Annotated in this window: 19 protein-coding genes, 1 pseudogene and 1 riboswitch; of the genes and pseudogenes, 4 read left to right on the top strand and 16 right to left on the bottom strand. The window is 46.4% G+C overall.

All coding sequences use genetic code 11. The features are described from left to right. Window positions 1-168: 168 nt before the first annotated feature. From NST70_RS02025 to NST70_RS01995, 7 genes are all read right to left on the bottom strand, one after another. On the bottom strand, window positions 169-876 hold the full coding sequence (locus NST70_RS02025) for an amino acid ABC transporter permease (RefSeq protein WP_014096259.1): 708 nt from the start codon (window positions 874-876) through the stop codon (window positions 169-171). Between the two features lie 25 nt (window positions 877-901). After that, complete coding sequence (locus tag NST70_RS02020) at window positions 902-1,555, bottom strand: amino acid ABC transporter permease (RefSeq protein WP_035189180.1); 654 nt, start codon at window positions 1,553-1,555, stop codon at window positions 902-904. Window positions 1,556-1,620: 65 nt separating this feature from the next. Next, window positions 1,621-2,436 (bottom strand): transporter substrate-binding domain-containing protein, encoded by an 816-nt coding sequence (locus NST70_RS02015; RefSeq protein WP_014096261.1) that lies wholly within the window; start codon window positions 2,434-2,436, stop codon window positions 1,621-1,623. 239 nt (window positions 2,437-2,675) lie between these two features. Further along, the gene (locus NST70_RS02010) at window positions 2,676-3,023 is read right to left on the bottom strand and encodes a hypothetical protein (protein WP_342475593.1); all 348 of its coding nucleotides are present in this window, start codon (window positions 3,021-3,023) and stop codon (window positions 2,676-2,678) included. 209 nt (window positions 3,024-3,232) lie between these two features. Next, window positions 3,233-3,961, bottom strand: coding sequence for an amino acid ABC transporter ATP-binding protein (locus NST70_RS02005; protein WP_014096262.1), 729 nt, complete (start codon window positions 3,959-3,961; stop codon window positions 3,233-3,235). Between the two features lie 305 nt (window positions 3,962-4,266). After that, on the bottom strand, window positions 4,267-5,292 hold the full coding sequence (locus NST70_RS02000) for an AI-2E family transporter (RefSeq protein ID WP_014096264.1): 1,026 nt from the start codon (window positions 5,290-5,292) through the stop codon (window positions 4,267-4,269). A 390-nt stretch (window positions 5,293-5,682) separates the two neighbouring features. Continuing rightward, window positions 5,683-5,868: a twin-arginine translocase TatA/TatE family subunit gene (locus NST70_RS01995; protein ID WP_013858271.1), complete on the bottom strand. Its 186-nt coding sequence runs from the start codon at window positions 5,866-5,868 to the stop codon at window positions 5,683-5,685. A 175-nt stretch (window positions 5,869-6,043) separates the two neighbouring features. Here NST70_RS01995 and NST70_RS01990 point away from each other — a divergent pair, with 175 nt between their 5' ends. Beyond that, complete coding sequence (locus NST70_RS01990; protein ID WP_014096265.1) at window positions 6,044-6,880, top strand: undecaprenyl-diphosphate phosphatase; 837 nt, start codon at window positions 6,044-6,046, stop codon at window positions 6,878-6,880. 174 nt (window positions 6,881-7,054) lie between these two features. Here the strand turns inward: NST70_RS01990 and NST70_RS01985 are convergent, their stop codons facing one another. The 5 genes and pseudogenes from NST70_RS01985 to NST70_RS01965 all read right to left on the bottom strand — a co-directional run bounded on the left by NST70_RS01985 (window position 7,055) and on the right by NST70_RS01965 (window position 16,305). Then, the gene (locus tag NST70_RS01985; RefSeq protein WP_014096266.1) at window positions 7,055-8,875 is read right to left on the bottom strand and encodes an APC family permease; all 1,821 of its coding nucleotides are present in this window, start codon (window positions 8,873-8,875) and stop codon (window positions 7,055-7,057) included. A 109-nt stretch (window positions 8,876-8,984) separates the two neighbouring features. Beyond that, window positions 8,985-9,134, bottom strand: a riboswitch (cyclic di-AMP (ydaO/yuaA leader). A gap of 820 nt (window positions 9,135-9,954) precedes the next feature. Then, window positions 9,955-11,430: pseudogene (locus NST70_RS01980) on the bottom strand (IS1182 family transposase); the annotation flags it as partial. Window positions 11,431-11,852: 422 nt separating this feature from the next. Further along, window positions 11,853-13,235 carry a glycine--tRNA ligase gene (locus tag NST70_RS01975; protein WP_340703157.1) on the bottom strand — a complete coding sequence of 461 codons (1,383 nt, stop codon included), beginning with the start codon at window positions 13,233-13,235 and terminating at the stop codon, window positions 11,853-11,855. Window positions 13,236-13,668: 433 nt separating this feature from the next. Beyond that, window positions 13,669-14,691 carry an HD domain-containing phosphohydrolase gene (locus NST70_RS01970; protein ID WP_035189171.1) on the bottom strand — a complete coding sequence of 341 codons (1,023 nt, stop codon included), beginning with the start codon at window positions 14,689-14,691 and terminating at the stop codon, window positions 13,669-13,671. 1,140 nt (window positions 14,692-15,831) lie between these two features. Further along, the gene (locus tag NST70_RS01965; RefSeq protein WP_035189167.1) at window positions 15,832-16,305 is read right to left on the bottom strand and encodes a hypothetical protein; all 474 of its coding nucleotides are present in this window, start codon (window positions 16,303-16,305) and stop codon (window positions 15,832-15,834) included. A 143-nt stretch (window positions 16,306-16,448) separates the two neighbouring features. On the opposite strand from NST70_RS01965, the gene NST70_RS01960 reads away from it, so the two are divergent. The 3 genes from NST70_RS01960 to ric all read left to right on the top strand — a co-directional run bounded on the left by NST70_RS01960 (window position 16,449) and on the right by ric (window position 20,072). Further along, window positions 16,449-17,567, top strand: coding sequence for an NADH-dependent flavin oxidoreductase (locus NST70_RS01960; RefSeq protein ID WP_035189164.1), 1,119 nt, complete (start codon window positions 16,449-16,451; stop codon window positions 17,565-17,567). 702 nt (window positions 17,568-18,269) lie between these two features. After that, window positions 18,270-18,806, top strand: a complete 537-nt coding sequence (locus NST70_RS01955) for a YceI family protein (RefSeq protein ID WP_014096274.1) — start codon at window positions 18,270-18,272, stop codon at window positions 18,804-18,806. 561 nt (window positions 18,807-19,367) lie between these two features. Further along, window positions 19,368-20,072 (top strand): iron-sulfur cluster repair di-iron protein, encoded by a 705-nt coding sequence (ric, locus tag NST70_RS01950; RefSeq protein WP_014096275.1) that lies wholly within the window; start codon window positions 19,368-19,370, stop codon window positions 20,070-20,072. A 282-nt stretch (window positions 20,073-20,354) separates the two neighbouring features. Here ric and NST70_RS01945 read toward each other — a convergent pair whose 3' ends face one another. From NST70_RS01945 to NST70_RS01930, 4 genes are all read right to left on the bottom strand, one after another. Beyond that, complete coding sequence (locus NST70_RS01945; RefSeq protein WP_342399944.1) at window positions 20,355-20,618, bottom strand: hypothetical protein; 264 nt, start codon at window positions 20,616-20,618, stop codon at window positions 20,355-20,357. 485 nt (window positions 20,619-21,103) lie between these two features. Then, window positions 21,104-21,784, bottom strand: a complete 681-nt coding sequence (locus NST70_RS01940) for a Crp/Fnr family transcriptional regulator (protein ID WP_014096278.1) — start codon at window positions 21,782-21,784, stop codon at window positions 21,104-21,106. Between the two features lie 304 nt (window positions 21,785-22,088). Further along, window positions 22,089-23,357: a C4-dicarboxylate transporter DctA gene (gene dctA / locus NST70_RS01935; RefSeq protein ID WP_071452328.1), complete on the bottom strand. Its 1,269-nt coding sequence runs from the start codon at window positions 23,355-23,357 to the stop codon at window positions 22,089-22,091. Between the two features lie 270 nt (window positions 23,358-23,627). Next, window positions 23,628-25,256, bottom strand: a complete 1,629-nt coding sequence (locus NST70_RS01930) for a glycerol-3-phosphate dehydrogenase/oxidase (protein ID WP_035182630.1) — start codon at window positions 25,254-25,256, stop codon at window positions 23,628-23,630. Window positions 25,257-25,998: the final 742 nt, after the last annotated feature.

The raw sequence follows: 25,998 nt of genomic DNA, 5'->3' as shown, positions 1-25,998 counted from the left end.
ATCTCTTTTATTTGAGTTATTTGTTATATATAATGTATAACAGTTAGCACAAAAAAGCAATGGGGATTTGATTTATTTTGCAACTTTGCGAATGAAAATCAGCAATCGCAAACATCTCTATCATGAGAAAAGCTGCGCAAAAAAAAAGGAACCTCAGGACAGGTTCCCCTAGAGCAAATTTTCTGTTGTGTTCACAAGCTGTTTGGCAGCGGAACGGTCCGGGTCGAGGCGCTTTTCGAGCCGGCGCGCGAGAATCGAAAGCAAGTAGTTGACAACAAAATACATGAAAGCTGCCATGAGCAGAATCGGGATGATGTATTTTGATCCGCCTTCCCCGTTGTAAATCCCTTTTGCATTGTGTAACAGTTCCGGCAGTGCAATGATGATCGCAAGCGACGTATCTTTTAAAAGCGAGATGAACTGGCTCACAAGCGGCGGGATCATTTTTTTCAAAGCTTGCGGCAGGATGATGTACCACAAGGTTTGGATATATTTCAAGCCGGATGAACGGGCAGCTTCGATCTGGCCTTTCGGGATGGCGTTCAGGCCGCCGCGCACAATTTCAGCAATCATCGCGGATTCGAACACCGTCAGCGCCGAAATGGCTGCTGCCGTGACGCTCATTTTCATGCCGACTTCAGGCAAGGCAAAATATGTAAAGAAAATAATCAAAATCAGTGGCAAGTTCCGGGTGATTTCGACAACAAGTGCCACGATTGGCGATAAAATTGGAATTTTGGCGTAACGCAAGATGCCGAGAATACAGCCGATGAGAAAACTCAACACGATTGCAACAAAAGCCACTTCCAATGTCACCGCAAAACCCTTCAGCAAATACGCCAGGTTTCCACTTGAATAAGCTCCGGCAAAATCCATCGCATTTCCCTCCTTTAAATATGATTCAACTGCTTCTGGCCAGCCGGCGTTCAAGATAGTTGACAAGCAGGCTGAGCGGGATCGTCAGAATGAGATAAAACATGCCGACAAAAATATACGTATCAAAAGTGACCCATGTTTTTTCATGAATGAGATCGGCGTAGTACATGAGGTCGAGTCCCGCAAAAACACCGAGAATCGAAGAGTTTTTGACCAGGTTCAGGAATTGGTTGCCGATCGGCGGAATGACGATTTTGATCGCCTGCGGGAGGACGACGTAACGCATCGCCTGGGTATACGTCAGACCGGTTGACCGTGCGGCTTCAAGCTGACCTTTGTCCACCGATTGAATGCCGGCACGAACGGCTTCCGCAATAAAAGCGGCGGTGTAAATGGAGAGCGCAATGGTGCCCGCGATAAAGCCGCTTAAATTAATATGAAAATAGCTGAGCCCGTTATAGAAAAAGAAACCGGTCAGGATTAACGGAATATTGCGGATGACTTCAACGTAGACTGCGCCGATAAAATTCAGCAGTTTCACAGGGGCCAGCCTGAACACGGCAATGAGGTTGCCGAGAATGAAACTGGCGACAAGGCCGATGATGCTGATTTTAATCGTATTGACAAAACCTTTCATGTATAAGTCGATATTGTCGGTGAGGATGGAAAAATCAAGCACGCTGTTTCACTCCTTTGCGGTTTAATCAGGAGAAAGGGATGGGCGATTTTGCCCACCCCTTATCCTTATTCTTTGATCCATTTGTTTTTGATTTTGTCGTATTCCCCGCTGTCTTTCAGTTCTTTCAAAGCTTTGTTGACGGCTTTTACGAGTTTCGTATTGCCTTTTTTCATGGCAATGCCGTACGGTTCTTTCGTGAAAGTGCCACCTACAACCTGGTAGTTCGAGTCTTGGGCGGCCATGCCGTACAGAATCGAGTTGTCGGTTGTCAGTGCATCGCCTTTGCCGGATTTTAAAGCCGTGAATGCTTCTTGATAGTTTTCATACTCTAACACGGTTGTATCCGGAGCGGCTTTTCTGACGTTGTCACCAGATGTCGCACCTTTTACCGTCAAGACTTTTGTGCCTTTCGTCAAGTCTTTGACGCTCTTAATCTTGCTTCCTTTTTTCACAAGGAGCGACTGGCCGGCGTCAAAATAAACATCCGAGAAGTCGACCACTTTTTTACGATCCGGCGAAATCGTCATGGTAGCGACAACCATGTCAACATCGCCGTTTTGCAGCATTGGAATCCGGGTTTTCGATGTGACTTCTTTCAGTTCGACTTTAACTTTGTCACCGAAAATTTTCTTGGAAATCGCTTTGGCAATGTCTACATCAAAGCCTTCCACATTTCCGGTTTTAGGGTCTTTGTAGCCAAATAGATATGTATCATATTTGACTCCAACGACCAATTTCCCTCTGTCTTCGATTTTTTTGATCGGATCATCGCTTGCAGAACCGGATCCGCCTGTCGATTTTGATTTGCCGCAGCCTGCAACCAGTGCTGCTGCCAAAATGAAAACCAATCCTGCTGCTAACCATTTTTTGACCTTTCCCATTTGAATCCCCCTTTTTTATTTATGGTCACCGCGAAAGCAAGCGCTTTGCGGAAGTCCCCAATGATAAATGTTTTATGCTGGTACTGCTTTGAGTAGCACGGTATTCCCGCGGGCCGGCACCTACCATTCCTTGGCTTATGGCCATGATTGCGCACCATCCCCGGATATGAATGTATATGCAGATGCAAATGGTTTATGACTGCGACTGGAACCGGCTTTCCGGGCGATTGACGGCCACCTTACGTGTACCCGATAGCCGCGGATCGTTTGCTTTCGATTTTTGGCATCCTGCCCCGCGTGGTACAGGTTATTTGGCCACCATTCGTAACCGGCTTTCCGGCGATTGATGCCGCCATGTATGGACCTGATAACCGCGTATGGTTTGCACCCGATTTTGACATCCTGCCCGGGCGTGATGCAGGGTGTTTGGCCGCCACGAGAAACCGGCTTTCCGGCGATTGACGGCTGTCATGTATGGACCTGATAACCGCATATGGTTTGCACCCGTTTTTGGCATCCTGCCCGAGCGTGATGCAGGATGTTTGGCCACCATTCGTAACCGGCTTTCCGGCGATTGATGCCGCCATGTATGGACCTGATAACCGCATATGGTTTGCACCCGATTTTTAGCATCCTGCCCGGGCGTGATGCAGGATGTTTGGCCACCATTCGTAACCAGCATACCGGCGATCGACGGCCGACATGCGTGTACCCGGTAGCCGCGATCGTTTGCTTCCATTTTTGGCATCCTGCCCGGATACACATGTTTTGCAAGTGTATGTACCATGGCCTGTGGTTAATGGTTCAGCACACGGTTTAAAAAGGTGCGGGCGCGTTCTTCACGCGGGTTTTTGAAAAAGGCTTCCGGCGTATTGTCCTCAATGATTCTCCCCTGGTCCATGAAAAGGACGCGGTCCGCCACTTCGCGGGCAAAGCCCATTTCGTGTGTGACGACTACCATCGTCATACCGTCTTTTGCGAGGGCTTTCATAACGTCGAGCACTTCTCCGATCATCTCGGGATCCAAAGCAGATGTCGGTTCGTCAAACAGCATAATGTCCGGCTCCATTGCCAGCCCCCTGGCAATTGCGACACGTTGCTGCTGGCCGCCTGATAACTGTGACGGGTAGGCGTTTGCTTTATCGGGAATGCCCACCCTTTCCAAGTAGTGCATCGCCTTTTTTTCCGCTTCTTCCTTACTTTGGCCCAGCACTTTGATCGGCGCCAGCGTGATATTTTGCAAGACAGTTCTATGCGGATACAAATTGAAGTGCTGGAAGACCATGCCGATGTTTTTGCGAAGATCGTTGATATCGGTTTTTTTGTCATTGACTTTCATATTGCGGACGAAGAGCTCGCCGTCCGTGATGTCTTCCAGACGGTTGATGCAGCGGAGCATTGTACTCTTCCCTGATCCGGAAGGCCCGATCACAACGACGACTTCCCCTTCTTTTACTTCAAGGTTAATATCTTTTAAAACGTGAAAATCACCATAGTATTTGTTGACATGACGGAATGAAATCACATCATCACCTCCCGGCTGCTCATCTTTTTGGTGTGCGCTTCCAGTATTTAGAAACCTTCCATTACTCCCTATTTTAGAGTATATCAATCTATTCAGATAACATCAATATTTTTATTGAAGGTATTTTTCTGTTTTTTAAGATGGATTTTCCGGGAAAAGTTATTTTTTTTAAATATTAAAAACCCAAGTGGTCTCTAGGACTAAAGTCTGGTGAGAATTTAATGCCAGAAAGCGTTTAGCAAGGGGGCCATCTGTGAAAAAAGCCGTTCCAAAATGCTTACCCACTTCGGAACGGCTGGTGCACATTATGTTTTTTTCTTTGGCTCCGTACTTCGGCCGGTAACTTCAAGGACATCAAGGAAGAACATCACAATTGGAATGCCAAGAATGAGCCCCCACACGCCGAAAAAATGCTCACAAAAAATTAAAATGAGAAAAGTGTAAAAAACAGGCATATTCGTTTTTGAGGACATCAGCTGCGGATTCAGCACATAGGCTTCCACGGCATGCACGATGACAATCAAAATGAGGACATACAGCACTTTCATTCCGCCGCCGATGCTGTAAGCGATGATACATAGCGGGATGAGCGAGATGAAAACGCCGGCGACCGGGATAAGGCCGAGAGCAAAAACGAGAATGGCGAGCCCGAATAACTGCGGAAAGCCGAGAATCCAGAGGCCGATCGTAGTAAGAACGGAATTCACAACTGCGATGATGAACTGGGCCTCGATCACTTTCCCGAATGTCCCTACAAATTTGACACCGAAATACTCGATTTCATCGTAAAACGCTGCAAGTTTGCTCTTTTTAAACTGTTTTGTAAAACGGATGATCCGCTCTTTTTCAAGCAGGAAAAACAAACTCAGGATAATGGCCATGAAGACCTGGATGCTGACTTTGCTGATGCTTGTAAAATAATCGAACAGGATAGAAACGCCTTTTTGTGCGTAGTCGACAATTTTCTTTTCCTGGATGTTTTTCACAATATAATTCAGTACTTCATTGTGCTGAGGTTTTGTGTAAAAATCGGAAATCTGCATAACAAGCTGGGTAATTTCATTGACCAAGATCGGAAAATATTTGATCACGCCGAGTGTGAGGCCGCCGAGAATCAAAATATACACGATTAAAACAGCCAGTCTGCGTTTGATCGGAAACCATCTTGTCACAATTTTTTGCAGTCTGTTGACAAGATAGGAAAAAATAAAGGTGAGCAGCATCAGGTCCATCATGCTGCGCAGAAAATACAGGATAAGTGTGATCAGCACAAAGATAAGAACCCTTCTGACCCCCCGTTTTTGAAATAATGAAAACAGCCGGTCTTCCATCGTATTGTTATTACCCCCTCCGGATTCAAAGGAACCATTTTTCTGTTTACCCTTATCTTAACACATTTATAGCCGGTTCAAGTAATTTAGCCGGCGAGGGATGTGTAAAATTTTTTCCTGCCATAAAAGGAAATAAACCATACAGATGAATCAGCCCATGGGGAGCCCTCCGTTCCTGCTGCTATATAAAAAGAACTTAAGTTTTTCGCGTCAAAATCAATTACGATCAGGAAAATTGAATCCGTCCCCGGGGACAGGGCGTTACGGCTGCATTTTCGGCCCGTGAAGGTGTCAGGACGGTCGTCTTTCGGTGTTTTACCGTGAAAAGCGTTCGGAAAATGGCGGGGTGCATGCAAAAAATGGGCCGCTGCGTTTTACAGCGGCCTATGGTTATGATTTACTTTTTTTCACTTGCGGCTTTTCTTCTTCGTCAATGGCGTCGCGCACGCCTTTTTTGAATTCGCGCAATGTTTGGCCGGCTGCCCTTCCAAGCTGCGGGAGTTTCGACGGGCCGAAAATTAAAAGTGCAACAACAAGGATAATGAGAATTTCGCCAAAGCTGAGATTTCCAGGCATTTTTTCCCCTCCCCGGGCTTCTTTATCTTTATCTTATAGTGTATTGTAAACATTTTCAACTTATAATCACTTGAATTCAATTTATTTTCTGATTAAGCATGGCGGGGTTCGTAAAAAAATTTATTCGTTTTGGCCGGCGTCCATGGTAGAATAATGTAGTCTGGAGGTGACGTTTTTGCATTTGTGGAATTTGTTTGTGGCCGCCATTCTCGGCCTTGTGGAGGGGCTGACAGAGTTTGCCCCGGTTTCTTCGACGGGCCATATGATTATTGTGGATGACTTGATTTTGAAATCGAATCATCTTTATGGCACTGAAGCGGCAAATGTATTTAAAGTGGTGATCCAGCTTGGGTCCATTATGGCGATGGTGGTCGTATTCTGGGACAGGTTTTTAAATTTGCTCGGCCTGAAGAAAAATATTACGAGAGAGCAGATGTATGGTGAACGACTGAGATTGACGCATGTGATTACCGGGCTCGTTCCGGCGGCTGTGCTCGGCTTTTTGTTTGAAGACTATATTGACGCCCATCTGTTTTCGGTAAATACGGTACTTGTTGCCCTTGTGGCTGGGGCCGTTTTGATGATTGTGGCGGATCTCACGCGCCCGCGCCGGCCGAAGACAGAGACGGTTGACGAGATTACATATAGACAGGCGTTTGTGATTGGGCTTTTTCAATGTCTTGCACTTTGGCCGGGTTTTTCACGTTCCGGTTCTACGATTTCAGGCGGCGTTCTGCTTGGCATGAGCCACCGTGCGGCAGCGGACTTTACATTTATTATGGCCGTGCCGATCATGTTTGGTGCGAGCTTTCTTTCGCTTGTAAAGCACTGGGGCGCCGTAACACCTGAGACGATTCCGTTCTTTATTACCGGATTCATCAGCGCGTTTATTTTCGCCTTAATCGCGATCAAGTTTTTCCTCGCATTGATCAACAAGGTAAAGCTGATCCCATTTGCGGTATACCGCATCCTTTTGGCGATTGTTTTGCTTCTTTTGATTTGGAACCGATAAGATTTTGGCTGCGCAGCGTTGCGCGGCTTTTTTATTTTGGCTTTTGCCGCGTTTGATGCTGAACGAAGCGTCTACGGTAATTTGTTCTGCTCATGAAAAAAGGCTGCCGAACGCGTGGTGGGCAGCCTTTTTTGATACAGCCGTATTGCAACGAAAATGGTGCATCCAGATTTGTTATTTTTTAAAATGGTAGGGCATTGTTGCAACGACAACGTCTTTTTCCCAGAGAAGGCGCATCCGGATGAGGAGCGCGGACTGGTTGTGCAAAATGTTTTGCCAGCGTTTTTTCGGAATGAACTGTGGAATGAGTACCATGACCTGGTACTTGTTTTCTTTTGCTTTCCGCTGGATAATTTCCAAAAATTTGGCAAGCGGCTGGACAATGCTCCGGTAAGACGAGTGCAGGGTGACAAGGCGGACACCACAGTCCCACTCTTTCCATTTTTCTTCCATTCTCTTCTCGTCTTCATGGTCAAAAGCGACATAAACGGCTATGACCTGATCCGAGAGCGATTTTGCATAATTAATCGTCCGTTCCACGACCGTTGTAATGCCGGCCACCGGGACAATGATCACATTGGAGTGGATTTCTTCCTGAAACACCCCTTTAATCCGCAACTGCTCGCCGACCGCCTCGTAATGCCGGTTCACTTTCCGGAAAATAAACATGACGATCGGCAGGAAAATCAAAACCGGCCATACTTGCGTGAATTTCGTAATGAATAAAATCGCAAGGACGCTAAATGTAATAATGGCACCGACAAAGTTGACCGACATTTTGCCGGCCCAGCCTCTCGGTCTTTGAGTGACCCATTTCACAATCATGCCGCATTGCGCAAGGGTAAACGGAATGAACACGCCGACTGCGTACAACGGAATGAGGCGCTCGGTATTGCCCTGGAATGCGACAATTAAAATCATGGAAGCAACGCCGAGAAAAATAATTCCGTTTGAGTAACCAAGCCGGTCACCGCGGATCGTGAACATGCGCGGCATAAATTTGTCCCTCGCCAAGTTAAAAGCGAGCTGCGGGAACGCAGAGAATCCGGTGTTCGCAGCAAGCACGAGAATTAAAGCCGTAGTTGCCTGGACGAAATAGTACAAAACACCGTTGCCAAGTGTCCGGTGTGCCATTTGCGATACAACGGTTTCTGTTTCTTTCGGCGCAATGCCGAGCCAGTATGCGAGAAAACTGATGCCCGCTAAAAGCGATGCCAGAATGATACCCATCATGGCAAGCGTGCGGGCTGCGTTTCTCGGTGCCGGGTCGCGAAAGTTCGGGATCGCGTTGGAAATGGCTTCGACCCCTGTCAATGCCGAACAGCCGGATGAGAAAGCTTTTAGCAAAAGAAACAGTGAAATGCCGGCGACCGGCGTACCGATATGCGGATGCAGGTTTTGCGGAACTTGCCCCGTTACGGTTTTAAATAAACCGACAACAATGATGACAATCAATGCAAATACGAACAGGTAAACCGGGTATGCGAGCACATTGGCTGATTCCGTCAGCCCGCGCAAATTCAAAATCGTAATGATCAGAACGAGAAAAACCGCAATCTGCACACTGTACGGATGCAAGCTCTGAAACGCGGAAGTAATGGCATCTGTTCCGGCTGAGACGGAAACGGCCACCGTTAAAATGTAGTCCACCAGCAAGGATCCGCCTGCAAGAAGGCCGGGGGTGACGCCGAGATTTTCTTTCGAGACAAGGTATGCCCCGCCGCCTTGCGGATAAGAGTAAATGACCTGGCGATAAGATAAAATAAGTGCAGCCAATAAAATTAAAATGCCGACTGTAATTGGAATAGAATACCAAAATGCCAGCGTCCCCACTGTGGCAAGTACAATCAGCACCTGTTCAGGCCCGTATGCAACAGATGAAAGTGCGTCGGATGACAGAATGGCCAGTGCTTTTAACTTGGTCAGCTTCTGGCCTTCGAGTTCATTTGAACGCAGCGGTCTCCCAATTAACAATCGTTTTATCGTGGTGAACATTTGAATTGTCTCCTTTTATCTGCAGTGTTTCAAAAATGCTTCCCCAAAAATAAGAAAAACCACAAAGAGAATTTATCTCCCCTGTGGTCTATTGCCCGATCACAGTTTCACATCCTCTCTTATAACGCTGACGGGGTTAGCTGTCGGGTTCGGGCATAAGAGTGGCCCTGCCTTTTTAAAAAAAGGCTTCACCCCAAAGCGGCGCGCGGCCGCCAACCTGGTTCCCCCGTTCCGTTTCCGGATTAAGCGGTTCAGTTATGAAACACAAATTTTTCATACGACATCCTATCTTACTCCCGTTACCATGGTTTGTAAAGACTATTTCGCAATTGCGTTTCGGTATGTCCATCTTTACCCGCCATATCCCCGGGCAAACTGTCTTTATTCACAGTACCTAATTTTCGATCATGCTTCTTTTGTAGAATATCCGAATGTGCCTAAAGCATGCAAAAAGCAAGGTTTTTCGGCAAATCCGGAGTAAAGAGATAAACAGAGTTAGGAAGGTAAAACCTGGGGATGAAAAGATGGCCTCTTGGGGCAGGCGGATCAATTGGAAACATAAGACCAAAAGAGGCGCGAACCCGGTGGAATTGTCTAATTAGGAGCTCCATTCGGGCCCGAAATGTCCTTTTGAACCTGTCAAAAGGACAAAACGTGCCGCATCCGGGAATGAAATGTCCTTTTGAACCTGTCAAAAGGACAAAAGGAATTGCATCCGGGCCCAAAATGTCCTTTTGAAGCCGTCAAAAAGACAAAACGAGCTGCATCAGGTAACGAAATGTCCTTTTGAACCTGTCAAAAGGACAAAACGTGCCGCATCCGGGAATGAAATGTCCTTTTGAACCTGTCAAAAGGACAAAAGGAGTTGCATCCGGGCCCGAAATGTCCTTTTGAAGCCGTCAAAAAGACAAAACGAGCTGCATCCGGGCCCGAAATGTCCTTTTGAACCTGTCGTGACCACTGAAAAAAGCCATTTTTTTATGTAAAATTTGCTGTGTAGTGTAAGAAATTTTCTGTAAATGGTACTCTTTACCATAGAAATTAGTAAAAATGACAAATGTTTGGCTATAATTCGCCTTTTTAGAGGATAGTATGGCGGCTATCCTCTTTAAATTTACTGCCAAGGCTGTTAGCTTGGCTTGTAAGCCCATGCTTTTTAGACCGTACCATTTGGCACGATCTAACCCGTGGAAATTCTTCATTTCGCCATTTTTCCCTTCTTGGCATGCTCTTTTTTTATACTTCTCTTTAAATCCCTCCGATTTCTGTTGTTGACTATACTCATAAAATTCTGGGGTGTTGATTCCGACCCCTAATACTTTTCCGACTGTTTTTCCGGTTATGCAAACTTCTCGCATTGGGCAATTTCTACATTGTTCTCTGTCAAAATAGTAATTATACGTTTCTTTTCCACATTTTCTTATATAGTGTTTCTTTTTGATTGTTTTGTTTCCTTGACTACAGAACCACTCGTCAGAATCTTTGTTATAACTGAATCTTTCTTCGTCTATGCGATATGCAGCTTCACTTACAGGGATGTATGCCTTTGCTTTAAGTTCAGAGATTTTGTCTAAGATTGGCTTTTTAAAATAGGCTTTATCACCATATACTTCTGGTATTTTTATTCTCGTTTTCTTGGTTAACTCTAATAATTCATCAAACTTCGTTCCATCCACATAAGCTCCATTACCAGTATGAACAGCTGTAATCATTCGATCTTCTGTTGTCATCATAAATTCCGTTTTATAACCAAAGAAAGGATCATTTTTGCTTTTATACCCTATTCTCGCTTCTTGGTCGACAATCGATCGTACCCCTTTTTGCTCCATAAACTTCGGGTCTGCTAAAATTTCTTTCGCATTATTAACGAGTGCTTTTGTTTCAGGTGCTTTCTCCAGTTCAACTAGTTCTTCTACCTTTGATACCGTTTCTTCAAGATAGGACTTCATTGTTTTTCTAGCTTCATCATGGTTTTCTATTTCTTTATAATCAGGGATTTCTTGGTTGATTTCACTTGGTATTTCTCCGTTTTCTTCTTTAACGGTTTTAAAGATTTTTTTCGCTAATTGTTTCATGACTCGTTCCGGTCTATATTTTTTGGTGTTGGCTTCTGTATGAGTGGAATCAATCGTTATACCAGAAACCTTTTGTAAAATTCCTTTTTCAATGCATTGGTTTATGATTTCAATAATAATTTCATCTATAGTGAGATTGCCTTCTAATCTACTTTTACGAAATTTTGCCAAAAGACTTGGGTGAGGGAGGTCGTCTTCCGGATTGATTCCTAAAAAATACATATATGCAAGGTTTAATGAGCAATTTTCTATAACTTTCTCATCAGATAAGTCATAGAGTTTTTGTAACACCAAGATTTTAACCATAAGTTCGGGCTCTTTTGCTGGCCTTCCATATTCTTTACAGTAAGTTTTTTCAAGCATTTTATTGATAAAACTAAAATCCACTTCATCTCTTAATAATTTAAGTGTATGATTTTCAGGAATTTTATCGTATAATATGGAATAGATGCTTAATTGATTATCTTTTTCTTTAAGCATGATAGATACCCCCAGTTTGGTTTTGGTTTGTAGTATAACTTTATTATACCAAATACTGGGGGTATTTTTTTTCAATTTATTGTACATATAATTATTTTGAATTTTCAGATTGACTTTTTCAGTGGTCCCGAACCTGTCAAAAGGACAAAACATGCCGCATCCGGGAATGAAATGTCCCTTTGAACCTGTCAAAAGGACAAAACACGCCGCATCCAATTAGACAAATTAGGCGAAAACCCGTTGAAAATGTCTAGTTAGGCGTTCTAATTGGACAAATCCAAGCGTAAAACCCGTTAAAAATGTCTAATTATGGTCTAATTAGGCGTTCCAAACGCCAAAATCCATTACGATCAGGATAGATTTGCTTATGGCTGACCTGGCGCACCACCAAAGAAAAAAACCCGCAAGCTGCGGGCTTTTTTTTAAAACTTAATTTTTTCTTCCAAAAAGGCTTTAAGTTCCGTGATTGGCACACGGGTTTGCTCCATTGTGTCACGGTCGCGGACGGTCACCATATGGTCGTCGCGCGAATCGAAGTCGTATGTGATGCAAAACGGCGTGCCGATTTCGTCCTGGCGGCGGTATCGCTTGCCGATCGACCCGGTTTCGTCAAAGTCAACCATAAACGTTTTCGACAAATCCGCAAAAATGTCGCGTGCTTCATCCGATAATTTTTTCGACAGCGGCAAAACCGCGGCTTTGTATGGCGCAAGGGCAGGGTGCAGGTGCATGACCGTGCGGCTTGTGCCGTCTTCAAGTGTCTCTTCTGCATAAGAGTCAATCAGAAATGCCAGCGCTACACGGTCCGCCCCGAGCGACGGCTCAATGCAGTACGGAACAAAGCGTTCATTCGTTTCCTGGTCAAGATAAGTGAAATCCTCGCCGGAATATTCCATATGGCGTTTCAGGTCGTAATCAGTACGGGAGGCTATGCCCCACAGTTCGCCCCAGCCGAACGGGAAGTTGTATTCAAAGTCGGTGGTCGCGTTCGAGTAGTGGGATAGTTCTTCTTTTTCATGGTCGCGCAGCCGCAAGTTTTCTTCCCTCATGCCGAGATTCAGCAAAAATTCGCGCGCATACTGTTTCCAGTAGTCAAACCATTTGAGCTCTTCGCCCGGCCTGCAGAAAAATTCAAGTTCCATCTGTTCAAATTCGCGCGTGCGGAAAATGAAGTTCCCCGGGGTGATTTCGTTCCGGAAACTTTTGCCGATTTGGGCAATCCCGAATGGCAATTTTTTGCGCATTGTCCGTTGCACATTTTTAAAATTGACGAAAATGCCTTGGGCGGTTTCCGGGCGCAAATACAGTTCATTCGTGCTGTCTTCGGTTACGCCCTGGTATGTTTTGAACATCAGATTAAACTGGCGGATGCCGGTCCAGTCTTTGCTGCCGCAATCCGGGCAGGCGATGTCATGCGTTTTGATCAGCTCTTCCATTTTTTCAAACGGCAGGCCGTCGACAATCATGTCGATCCCTTTTTCATGCAGGGCATTTTCGATCAGCTTGTCGGCACGGTGCCGGGCTTTACAATGTTTGCAGTCGATCATCGGGTCGTTAAAATTGCCGAGGTGGCCGCTTGCTTCCCATGTGCGCGGGTTCATCAGGATCGCAGCATCGAGGCCGACATTGTACGGCGACTCCTGGATGAATTTTTTCCACCAGGCTTTTTTGACGTTGTTTTTGAATTCGACGCCGAGCGGGCCGTAATCCCAAGTGTTGGCAAGCCCTCCGTAAATTTCCGAACCCGGGAAAATAAACCCGCGGTGTTTCGCGTGCGAGACGATTTGATCCATCGTGACGCTCATTGTCATCTCTCCTTTTTTCATTGAAATGGTTTCCCCTGGGGACGGGAATGTTTCCATATAAAAAGCTCCCGGCTCCAGGCAACAGCCTGGGGACGAGAGCTTGAATTCCCGCGGTTCCACCCCAGTTGATGCGAAATTTTCGCACCCACTTTCCATGAAAAAAACTCCGGACTGCCGTTTCACCGGGTTCCTTGCCGAGCTTCCACCGCCCCCGGCTCGCTTTAAAAGGAAAAGTTCCGGCTACTATTGATCCTTCATCGTCGCTATTTGAATAGAAATACTATACCAAAACCGGGCAGGACAAGTCAATGCCCGGCTTGGGTATGAATGTTGTAATCCGTTATTGTGGCGTTTTGTCTCACCCTTCGCTCTTCGTCTCCATAAAGATACGCTTTGTCTTTTTTACATTGGGTACGTACATAAGAATCCCCGGTTAATAGGGATTGGCAATTTGAAACAAGGTCAGGTTTTGTTCCATCAGGTTTAAAACCGGATAACCTTCGACTTTAAGAACAGGCTGGTTTGGATGAAGCGGATGAATCCGGAGAATGCTCCCTTTCACCCCGTTACGCAGTGTAATCGGCTGTTTCCGGTAATTTTCCATCAGAAAGTTGGCAAACGGGAGGACAATTTCCCGATCGAGCCGGCCAGCATCGGCGTCCGCCATTAACTCGTCAATTGCAAAAAACACCGGCTGCCTCCTGCGGTATGCGCGGTTGGAACAAATGGCGTCAAACGTATCCGCCACCGATAAAATTCTGACAAGAAAAGGAATGGTTTTCCTGCCATCCGGATAGCCTGAGCCGTCCAGCCGTTCATGGTGCATTAGGGTCCCTTTTAAAATCATCGGGTCGAGCGATGTTTTCTCAAGCAGCCGGTAACCCGCTTCCGGATGCTTCTTGATCAAGGCAAACTCTGCATCTGTTAGTCTTCCCGGTTTATTGAGAATTTGCGGGTCAATGGTGAACTTGCCAATATCGTGGAAAAGCCCCATTTGCGCCAGTAGGCTTTGCTTTTCGGGATGCAACTTCAAAATTTTCCCAATATTAGCAGCGATCAGCCCGACATGGATACAGTGTTTGAACAAATATTCGTCAGCAGAGAAATGCTCCATTAGTTCCAAAATAGACGTCCGGGTCGTAAACACTTCTTTGTAAAACTTGCGAAAATTTTTTTCCATACTCTCCACTTCTGCATCACAAAGGGTTGTTTTCACTTGAATGATGCGCTGGAGTTCTTCCATTTCATGGTAAATATTCTCATATAATAAGTCATGGAAGATCCCGGGCACTTCGGTGGCAATGCGCCTGCCGTCCAATTCCGGATCGCGCAGGACTTCATATTTATTTAAAATGGCAGCGAGCCTTTCTGTAAGAAACGTCCCTTTCCGCAGCAACAGGACGCCGCTATTGGAGTACAAATCTTCTTCTAACTTTTCCCCTTTTTGAAACACCATTGAAAAAGCTCCCCTTGAACGTACTTTTTTACATTTTAACACAGGAAATGTTCGTGAAAAGGAGCCTTTCCGATTTTTCTTAAAAAGTTCATTTATGTTCCGCTGCCTGCCATGATTTTCGACTTCAAACAACGGACCATCTCCGCGCAATTCTCAAACGGGGAACAGCTTTGTTTTTTTGAATCTCCGCCTCATTTCAAATTTCTCGCACTTTCCTGCGTTTCAGAAGATCTCGCCTACGCAATTTCCCGTTCTACTTCAACTTTTGGCGCGGGTTTCCTACTTCAAAAAACAAAATCCTCTCCAGACAGACATCGGGCTTTGCATGGTTGCTTGATATTCAGTTTTTTCAGCTTCCCGCCGCGCTTTCTGTTTCAGAAAACAGACCGCTCCCACGCAATTTTCGAGACAAATGGGCATCGGCTTTGCTTTACTTGGATTTCCGCATCTATTTCAGCTTTCCCGCCACACTTCCTGTTTCAGAAAACAGACCGCTCCCACGCAATTTTCGAGACAAACGGGCATCGGCTTTGCTTTACTTGGATTTCCACATCTATTTCAGCTTTCTAGTCGCACTTCCTGTTTCCGAAAAAGACTGCTCCCATGCATTTTCCGCAACAAATGAGTATCATCTTTGCTTTGCTTGAATTTCCGTATCTATTTCAGTTTTCCGCCGCACTTCGGAAAACAGACTGCGTCAACTCATTTTCCCGCAACAAATGGGCATCGGCTTTGCTTGGATTCCTGTTTCTTTTTCAGCTTCCCGCCGCACTTCGGAAAACAGACTGTGCCAACTCATTTTCCCGCAACAAATGGGCATCGGCTTTGTTTGGATTCCCGTTTCTTTTTCAGCTTTCCGCCGCACTTCCTGTTTCGGAAAAAGACTGCTCCCATGCATTTTCCGCAACAAATGAGTATCATCTTTGCTTGGATTTCCGCATCTATTTCAGTTTCCCGCCGCACTTCCTGTTTCGGAAAAAGACTGCTCCCACGCAATTTTCGAGACAAACGGGGGATCAGGCTTTGCTTGGATTCCTGTTTCTTTTTCAATTTTCTGCCGCGGTTTCCTGTTTTGGAAACAGTCTGAGCAATTTCCCGCAACAAACGGGCATCGGCTTTGCTTGGATTCCTGTTTCTTTTTCAGCTTTCCGCCGCGCTTTCCTGTTTCAGAAAACGGATGACTTCCGCATAGTTTCCTGTAACGAGCGCCGGGTTTTGCAACGATTCCTCTATTCTTTTTGTATCATCCGTTTCGACGAGAACAAATCCGGGAAACGCCTGCAGCTGGATCAACGGATTGATGCGACGGATATCTTCATATTGATAATGCAGCTCTAAGGAGACATGATCCATTTCAAGAAACGGCACATGCTCTTCTTCATGCCAATCTTCATCTGTCACAACGATCAAAGTATAATAGCGCTGGTTTTCCGCTGCCCGTGAATTGCCTTTTTCACTGATGATCCTGTCAACGCAAATCAGCCCGCCCATTATGATGAACGTGAATACAGCGTACAGCCATAAATGGGACAACAACAGCAATACCGCTGTAATCAACGAAAGGATACTCAACCTTTTTGCCACCATTTGAAGCAGTAAAAGGACATCACTCATCATTCACGTCTCCCAATTCATGATGTAAAAAATACTTTCCTATATGATATGCCTGCATGGTTTGATCGGTGCTTTTCATTTTCGTTTTTTTACAGATTGGAACATAATAAAAAAGCGAAAGCAACCAGGAAAGGAGCATGACCATGAGCAAATACGATAAACTGTTTGAACCCATTACGTTTAAAAGCGGCGTCAGGGCGGAAAACCGCATCGTGATGGCGCCGATGACCCATTATTCCTCGAATGATGACGGCACGATTTCCGCTGCCGAGCTGCGTTATTATGAAGAACGTGCCAAAGGGCCGGGGATGGTCGTGACGGCATGTGCCAATGTTACGGAAAACGGCAAAGCGTTTACCGGGCAACCTGGCGCGCATACAGACGAAATGGTTGAGAGCATGAAAAAACTAGCACAAACGATTCAGCAAAACGGTGCAAAAGCGGTTGTGCAAATCCACCATGGTGGCCGCGAATGCCCGGCTGAACTCGTGCCGGGCGGGGATGTTGTGAGCGCAAGTGAAACAGATTCGTCAGACGGCAGCGTCCATGCACGCGCGTTGACGGGAGAAGAAACCGCTGAAATTGTGAAAGCATTCGGCGAAGCAACACGCCGCGTGATCGAAGCTGGTTTTGATGGCGTTGAAATTCACGGCGCAAACGGCTATCTGATTCAACAATTTTTCTCCCCGTATACGAACCGGCGTGAAGACGAGTGGGGCGGCAGTCTGGAAAAACGGCTTGCATTCCCGCTTGCTGTCGTCGATGCTGTGAAAAAAACGGTGGCGGAATATGCGGACCGGCCGTTTTTAGTCGGATACCGCTTATCCCCGGAAGAACCGTACGAACCGGGGATTACGATGGATGACACGTTCGCGCTTTTGGATGCGCTGATGAAAAAAGAGCTCGACTATGTGCATATTTCCCTGCAGCACTTCTGGTCTAAAGCCCGCCGCGGCGGTGAACCCGGCCGTCCGCGCATGGAACAGATCGTGGAACATGTCGCAGGCCGCGTGCCTTTGATCGGCGTCGGCTCCCTGCACACAGGAGACGAGGTTTTGAAGGCAATGGAAACCGATGTACCGCTTATTGCCCTCGGCCGTGAGCTTGTCATGGAGCCGCATTGGGTGGAAAAAATTAAAGCCGGCCAGGAGGATGCAATTCAAACCGCGTTAAGAAAAGACGACCGCGAACGGCTCGTTATTCCGGAACCGCTGTGGAAGATGATCATCTCAACGCCGGGCTGGTTCCCGTTTGCAGAATGACATCTGCATGTTGCACGGCATTGTCAAAGAATGAATGGCTGCGCTTGCGAGGCTCGGTTGATACACGAATTGAAGTTTACGTAATGGCCAAGGAATGAATGGCTTTGCCGCGAAGCTCGGTTGGCGATCGAATTGAGCATACGCAATTGTCAAGAAATGAATGGCTTTGCCGCGGAGCTCGGTTGGCGATCGAATTGAAGCATATGTAATGACCAAGGAATGAATGGCTGCGCCGCGAAGCTCGGTTGACAACTGAATTGAAGCATATGTAATGGTCAAGGAATGAATGGCTGCACCTGTCCAATCTGGCCTAGAGCTAAAGCCGGAGTATATAGATGCGATGGAATGGGCATCATTATATATAAGTTGGCATGCAATTTTTGGGCTGGGATTACCTGCCTTCTCCAGTTATTGACTGGCACGCATTGATGCGGGTTTTCAGCACGCGGCTTTTGCGCGACTTACGGCGTACCCGGATTGGTTCCCGCAAACACCGTTAACATGCAGGATTCTGCCTGGTGTAAGAACCACTATACTGCGAAAGAAAGTGCAAAAACACTGTTAACATGCAGGGTTCTGCCTACCTGCAGATTTAGAAACCGAACCCTTTTAAAAAAATGGGTTCGGTTTTCTTGACTTTTTTCACTTACAATATTAAACTAAGTTACGAAAAGTAAGTTTTAAAAACAGGAGGAATTTAGGATGACAAAAACAAAATGGGCAGTTGACTATGCACATAGCACCATTGATTTCACAGTAAAACATATGATGATTTCAAAAGTAAAAGGGTCTTTTCAAAAATTCGAAGCCGAAATCGAAGCTGATCCCCAAGATTTAACGGATGCAAAAGTTTCTTTTATTGTTGATGCCAGCAGCATTCATACGAAAAATGATGACCGCGATAATCATCTTCGTTCTGCAGATTTCTTAGATGTTGAACAATATCCGAATATTACATTTGTTTCCAAGTCGGTTACAAAGGCAGGGGACAATGATTATAACGTTACCGGTGATTTAACGATTCATGGCGTGACAAAAGAAGAAACATTTAAAGTCACATTTGAAGGGATTTCGAAAAACCCGATGAGCGGCGCGGAAACAGCCGGCTTTAGTGCAGAAGGGACCGTAAAACGGAGCAATTACGGCCTTACTTGGAACGCAGCCCTTGAAACAGGCGGTGTCCTCGTTGGCGATGAAATCAAATTTACGGTGGAATTAGAAGCAAGCAAAGCGGAATAATTGCGGAGGCGCCAATTTAGATTGGCGCTTTTTTCTTTGGGCAGATCATGCTTCTTATGGCCAAGGTTTTGGGATGCTTTTTTTCTATATAAATAACATAGCCGGACTCTAGGTGAAGAAAGGACTTCATTTTTGCGTGCTTCCTTAACATAGACGCGCCCTATGTGAAGAAAGGAAGTCTTTTTTTTGTGTTTCCTTAACGTAGACGGGTTCTAGGTGAAGGAAGGCCGTCTTTTTTTCACGCTTCCTTAACATAGACGCACTCTAGGTGAAGGAAGACCGTCTTTTTTCCGCGCTTCCTTAACATAGACGCACTCTAGGTGAAGGAAGACCTTCGTTTTTCCACGCTTCCTTAACATAGACGCACTCTATGTGAAGAAAGGCTTTCTTTTTTCCACGCTTCCTTAATGTAGACGCACTCTATATGAAGGAAGGCCTTCGTTTTTTCGCGCTTCCTTAACATAAATAAGAACTTTCCTCAATTGCTGTGATGTGCATCACAAATAAGCAGGTGCTGATGGTTTATGATGAAGGCAGCAATGAAATGGAGGAGTGAATTCGATGGAACGTTTTACAACGAGCCAGACTGTCGGGGAAATCGTAACCTTATTCCCAAAAGCGGCGGATCTGTTTAAAGCAAATCGTATCGATTTTTGTTGCGGCGGCAATGTGTCTGTGAAAGAAGCTGCGGAAAAGCGCAACCTATCAGCAGATGAACTACTTGATGCTATTTGCAACCTTTATGGCCAATATGCCGGAAAAGGCACTGAGCAAAATTGGAATGAAGCGGGCTATACGGAAATTGTCAACTATATTCAGGCCACCCATCACGCGTTTTTGCGCGAGGAACTGCCAAACTTGAGCCCGTATGTAACAAAAGTGATGCGTGTCCACGGCGGCAACCACCCGCATCTCATCGAAGTGCATAAACTGTTTAACCAATTAAAAACAGAACTGCTGGAGCATACTGAAAAAGAAGATACCGAACAATTCCCGGCCATTCGTGCATACGAAAGCCTTCCAACTGCCGCTAACCTGAAAGCCGCGACAGCCGGTTTGACCGATCTTGAAACAGAACATGCTGCTGTCGGGGAAATTTTGCACCGGCTCCGCGAAATTACGAATGACTATACGTTGCCGGAAGGGGCATGCCGTACATTCCAGCTCGTATACCACCGCCTTGAAAATTTTGAAAATGATACATTCCAGCACATTCACCTGGAGAATAATATTCTATTTAAGCGGTTGCTCGAAGAAGCCGTTTGACTTTTAAAAGGCTGTCCTCCCAGGCAGCCTTTTAAAAAGGGGCGGTTTGTTTTTTATTTTTCTTTCCTGGCCCCGGGGAAAGACAACTCGTTGCGCGTGCGTTCCTCTTTTGTCGTTTTGAGACCTCCAAAAGAACAGTTTGCTCGGATTCCAGCTCTCTTTTGTCTTTTTGAACCCCCCAAAAGGACAATTTGCCCCGGGTCCGGCTTTCTTTTGTCTTTTTGAAACCTCCAAAAGGACAGTTTGCCCGGATTCCAGCTCTCTTTTGTCTTTTTGAGACCTTCAAAAGGACAATTTGTACGGATCCCAGCTCTCTTTTGTCTTTTTGAGACCTTCAAAAGGACAATTTGCCCCGGGTCCGGCTTTCTTTTGTCTTTTTGAGACCTCCAAAAGGACAATTTGCTCGGATTCCAGCTCTCTTTTGTCTTTTTGAATCCCCCAAAAAGACAATTTGCCCGGATCCCAGCTTTCTTTTGTCTTTTTGAGACCTCCAAAAGGACAATTCACCCCGGGTCCGGCTTTCTTTTGTCTTTTTGAATCCCCCAAAAGGACAATTTGCTCGGATTCCAGCTCTCTTTTGTCTTTCATAACTCCGATGAAAGACATTTTGCTGCGTGGGCAACCCCCTTTTGTCTTTCATCACCTTGATGAAAGACAATTCGCTGCGCGGGCACTTCACTTTTGTCTTTCATAGCTCTGATGAAGAACATTTCACTGCCCGGACGCCCCTCTTTTGTCCTTCATCACCCCAATGAAAGACATTTCGCTGCCTGGACGCCTCTCTTTTGTCCTTCATCACCCCGATGAAAGACATTTCGCTGCCCGAACGCCTCTCTTTTGTCCTTCATCACCCCGATGAAAGACATTTCGCTGACCCGGGCGCTCCTCTTTTGTCCTTCATCACCTCGATGAAAGACATTTCGCTGCACGGGCACTTTACTTTTGTCCTTCATCACCCCGATGAAAGACATTTCGCTCCCACGACGCCCCCTTGTCTTTCTTTGCTTTAATTCTTACCGGCGGGAAAATCTTTATACCCCGAGCAGTTCCTCCGTCAGTTTTTCCTGGTGAATGAGGTATGTGCCTTTTTCCTGCGGGAGGATGAGGTTTTTTTCTTTAAGCTGGCGGATCGTGCGGCTGACCGTTTCACGGGTGACGCCGATCATGTTGGCGAGGTCGGAGTTGTTGAGCGGGGTTTTCACGAGGACAAACCCGTCTTTTTCCTGAACGCCATGTGTGCGGGTGAGGCGCAGAAAAAGTTTGACTACTTGCTCGTAAGCGTTGTTTAAAATCTGGGCTTCGAGCCGGTCCTGCAAGTCAAGGATTTCATCACTCATCACACCGTATAAAGTCATGGTCAGCTGCGGATTGTTGAGCAACACGTTTTCAAAATCAGTAATCCGGATCGCAACGAGATTCGTGTCTACAACCGCCATCGCATTCGCCGGGTAGCTTATTTTACGGAAAAAACCAACATGCGGGAACATGTCGCCATCGCGAAGCAGTGTGACAACTTGCTCTTTGCCGTTCGCATCGGTGCGGTAAATTTTCACTTCCCCGCTTTCAATAAAATAAACGGCTTCCTGCGGGTCCCCCTGGAAAAAAATATGCGCATCCTTTTCTGCATGCTTTTTAACAGATATATCGGCGATCACAGCCAGATCCGCGTCCCCGAGTCCTTTAAAAAGCGGCATTTTACGCAGGTTTTCCAAAGCGCTCACTTCCCTTCTTCAATAAAGTGCAATTATCCCTCAATTACTCGGTATTCTCCAAATTTCATAGATATCATTACGTAGCTGCAGGCGGCCTGCTGGACAAATCCCTCAACACACCCTATTGTACACAAAAATAAGCACACCGCCCAAAGTCAAAGTCAATGTTAAAAAAATAAGAGTGTCCCCCCTCGGAACGCCTCTTATCCTTCCTTCAATAAAGTGCAACTATCTCTCAATTACCCCGCGTATTCTCCAAAGCCAATGTTAAAAAAGAAGAGGGCCCCAATCGGAGCGCCTCTTATTAAGAAGGAATCGATTCTGTAGGATGGGCAGCCGTTTCCAGTGCTTCATTTTTGTCAAATTCTTTTTCCGTTTTGGAGATGACGACCGTCGCGACGGCATTCCCGATAATATTTGTGAGCGCGCGTGATTCAGACATGAACCGGTCCACGCCGATCAACAGCGCAATCCCTGCAACCGGGATAACCGGGAACGCAGACAAAGTCGCAGCAAGGGTAATGAAACCGGAACCGGTCACGCCGGCCGCCCCTTTCGATGTCAGCATTAAAATCAGCAGCAGCATAATTTGGTGCCCGATCGTCAGGTGCACATTATACGCCTGCGCAATGAAAATGGATGCCATCGACAAATAGATGGCGGTGCCGTCAAGGTTAAACGAGTATCCGGTTGGAACGACAAGGCCGACAACGGATTTTGAGCAACCAAAGTTTTCGAGTTTTCTCATCAGGGAAGGCATCGCCGATTCCGATGAAGAAGTCCCGAGCACGAGTAAAAGTTCTTCCTTTATATAAGCGATGAACTTGAAAATGTTGAAACCGAACGCTTTTGCAATCCCACCGAGGACAAGCACGATAAAAATGATCATTGTCAGGTAGACAGACCCCATTAATTCGCCGAGATTGATCAGCGAGCTTGCGCCAAACTGGCCGACTGTATAGGCCATTGCCCCGAATGCAGCGATCGGTGACACTTTCATGACAATACCGACAATTTTAAAGAAAACTTCCGTCATATCTTCAAAAAAGCGGATAACCGGTTTTGCCCTCTCCCCGAGGGATGCGGCAGCAACCCCGAACAGTACCGCAAAAAATAAAATTGGTAAAAGATCTCCCTTGACAAAAGCCCCGGCGATGCTTTCCGGAATAATGCCGGAAATAAAACCGATGAAACCGTGTTCGCTGTCTTTTGCCTGCGTGACGAATTGTGAAACCTGGCTTGTTTTCGCATGGCTTGTATCTATGCCATGGCCGGGCTGGATCAAATTCACGATAATCAGACCGATGGCGAGCGCAACCGTGCTGACGACTTCAAAATAGATAAGCGCCTTGCCGCCGATCCGACCGACTTTTTTCAAATCTCCCATGCCGCCGATCCCGATAATGACCGTAAAGAAGATAATCGGCGGGACGAGCATTTTGATCAGTTTAATAAACCATTGCGCGAGAATATTCAGTTCCGCGCCGAATTTAGGTGAAACAAGCCCTACAATAATCCCCAGAATGATGCCGATAATGACTTGTACTGTAAGATTCCGAAAGTTGATCCTCATTTGTCATCCCCTCTGTTTGCGCTTACATTTTAGTGTCACGAACTATATTTCTATTATAGTACAGGTTTATCCTGTTTTCACTATTTTTATATTAAAAAAATTTTGCTTTTAAAAAATATCGGTGCAAGCAAAGCGCAAAAAAGCAGCGGAACAGTGCCCGCTGCCTTTTTCCAGCTGTCTTTGCAAGAACGCTGAGACGTATGCTTCCAATATGAATAGTCAACCAATCCTTTTTCGCAACCAGGGTCTGTGCTCTTTCCCGGAACAAGTTTACACTTCCGGGACCGCTTCCCGCAATGCTTCTTCCAATTCTTTCCTGTACGCCTGTTCTGTCTCTTCATCCCAGGAAAATTCAGCGGCCATCCATGTTATAACCGGCTCTTTCCATTTGCGGACCCAGTTGATATCGAAGAAAAGGGCACCGGTACGGCGAATGAAGAAATCGACCGGTTTTACCACCATTTCTTGTTCCACTGCATATTTCAATACGGCGTACACTTCTCGCGGTAGCGGATAGTCGTCTTTCCAGCTTTTCGCATATGCATATACGTGATCCGCGTTCGTGCCGTATTTTTCCGCAATCGCCCGGCTTGCTTCCGCAGACAGGCCGCTTGCTTCGCCTTCTTTTGTTTTTGCTTTGACAAACGCCGGCAAATTTTCAGAGCCGCCCACATCACCGCCGGAAATCGGCAAGTGCTTCGTTTGGCACGGCTGAAAATTGCCGCCAAGCCTGCGTGCTACAAGATCTACAACCGTTTCCGCCATTTTCCGGTAACCGGTCAGTTTGCCGCCTGCGATTGTCACGAGGCCGCTGTCGGATTCCCAAATTTCATCTTTACGCGAAATTTCGGAGGCGTCTTTTCCTTCTTCGTAAATCAATGGACGGACGCCGGCCCAGCTTGATTCGACATCACGGGCTGTCACTTTGACTTTTGGAAACATAAAGTGGATCGCTTTTAATAAGTAATCAATATCTTTCGGGAGCGGTTTCGGGTGAATCGGGTCTTTGTCGTAAAATGTATCCGTTGTGCCGACGTACGTTTTGTCGCCGCGCGGAATGGCAAACACCATGCGGCCGTCCGGCGTATCAAAATACACGGCCTGCCGGAGCGGAAAGATACTTTGGTCAAACACAATATGCACGCCCTTTGTGAGGCGGAGGCTTTTGCTCCCTTTCCCGTCTTTATTGCGCATTTTGTCACTCCACGGCCCGGTCGCATTGACGACCATTTTCGCCCGCACGTTTACGGTTTCCCCGCTGATCTGGTCACGAACAGTGGCCCCCGAGATGCGGCCGTTTTCATATAAATACTCTTCCGCTTTTGTATAGTTGACAGCCAGCGCCCCGTGTGCGACTGCTGCTTTCATCACTTCAATGGTCAGCCGCGCGTCGTCCGTCCGGTATTCGACATAATAACCGCCGCCTTTCAGCCCATCTTTTTTGATCAGCGGTTCCTTGTTTAAGGTTTCCGAAGCCGACAGCATTTTCCGGCGTTCCGTTTTTTTCACGCCGGCTAAAAAGTCGTACAGCCGCAAGCCGATATTCGTTGTAAATGCGCCGAACGTCCCGCCCTTATGGAACGGCAGCAGCATCCATTCCGGCGTTGTCACATGCGGGCCGTTTTCATAAACGATGGCGCGCTCTTTTCCGACTTCCGCCACCATTTTTACTTCAAATTGTTTCAAGTACCGCAGGCCCCCGTGGACAAGTTTGGTTGACCGGCTTGATGTGCCCGCCGCGAAATCCTGCATCTCGACAAGCGCTACAGACATGCCGCGCGACACTGCGTCAAGCGCAATGCCGGCCCCTGTAATGCCGCCACCGATCACAAGCAGATCGAACGTTTTATCCTTCATGTTTTGTAAAACTGCCCCACGCTCTTTTCCTGAAAATTCCATTTTTGTCCCCTCCTATAAAATAAAAAGAGACCTGAACCATGCATTATGGAAAACTCCCATAAAACAAGCCAGGTCTCTCTGCATCTCTTGACATTTTATGAACTTGTTTTTATTATAACAGACCTTCCGCTGATTTTCAGCTGTTATGCACCGGGAAAATGTAGTAATCCCCGTTTCTTGCCGTTGCCCCGTTAGATAAGGCAGCGCCGGAAAAACATGGAAGGCAACGCCGCCCGAATAGCAATAGCTGGCCACATCAACTCACAGGTTAAGCTGGCGCAAAACTATTGATTGCCTGCTAGTATTGCGGCTAAAACATAGACGCAATGGCGCCAGAACGATGAGCGATAACAACGCAATAGCTGGCTACGTAAAAGCTTACGCAAAACTATTAGTTGCCTGCTAGTATTGCAGCTACCCAGAATCCAAGGTGTTATTGCCATGGTATCCCTGCAAGCTTTTTAAAAGCAGGGGCCGCCTGCAACAGCAATGCTAGCGCAGGGTAAGCCACATAAACCACGTTGCCTACTGCATACCCGCTTCCGTATGGCTGCCCAGTTCGGTCGCAGGGTAAGCCAGATTACCCGTGTTGCCTACTACATGCCCGGTTCCGTACAGCTGCTCAATTTGGGTCGCAGGTTAACCCAGATAAACCACGTTGCCTACTGCATGCCCACTTCCGTATGACTGCCCAATTTGGTCGCAGGCTAAGCCAGATTACCGCGCTGCCTGCAGCAATCTG

The organism is Weizmannia sp. FSL K6-0777 (genome assembly GCF_038593185.1).
Lineage (GTDB): Bacteria > Bacillota > Bacilli > Bacillales > Bacillaceae_C > Weizmannia > Weizmannia faecalis.
This window is presented reverse-complemented; position numbering and strand designations above follow the sequence as displayed.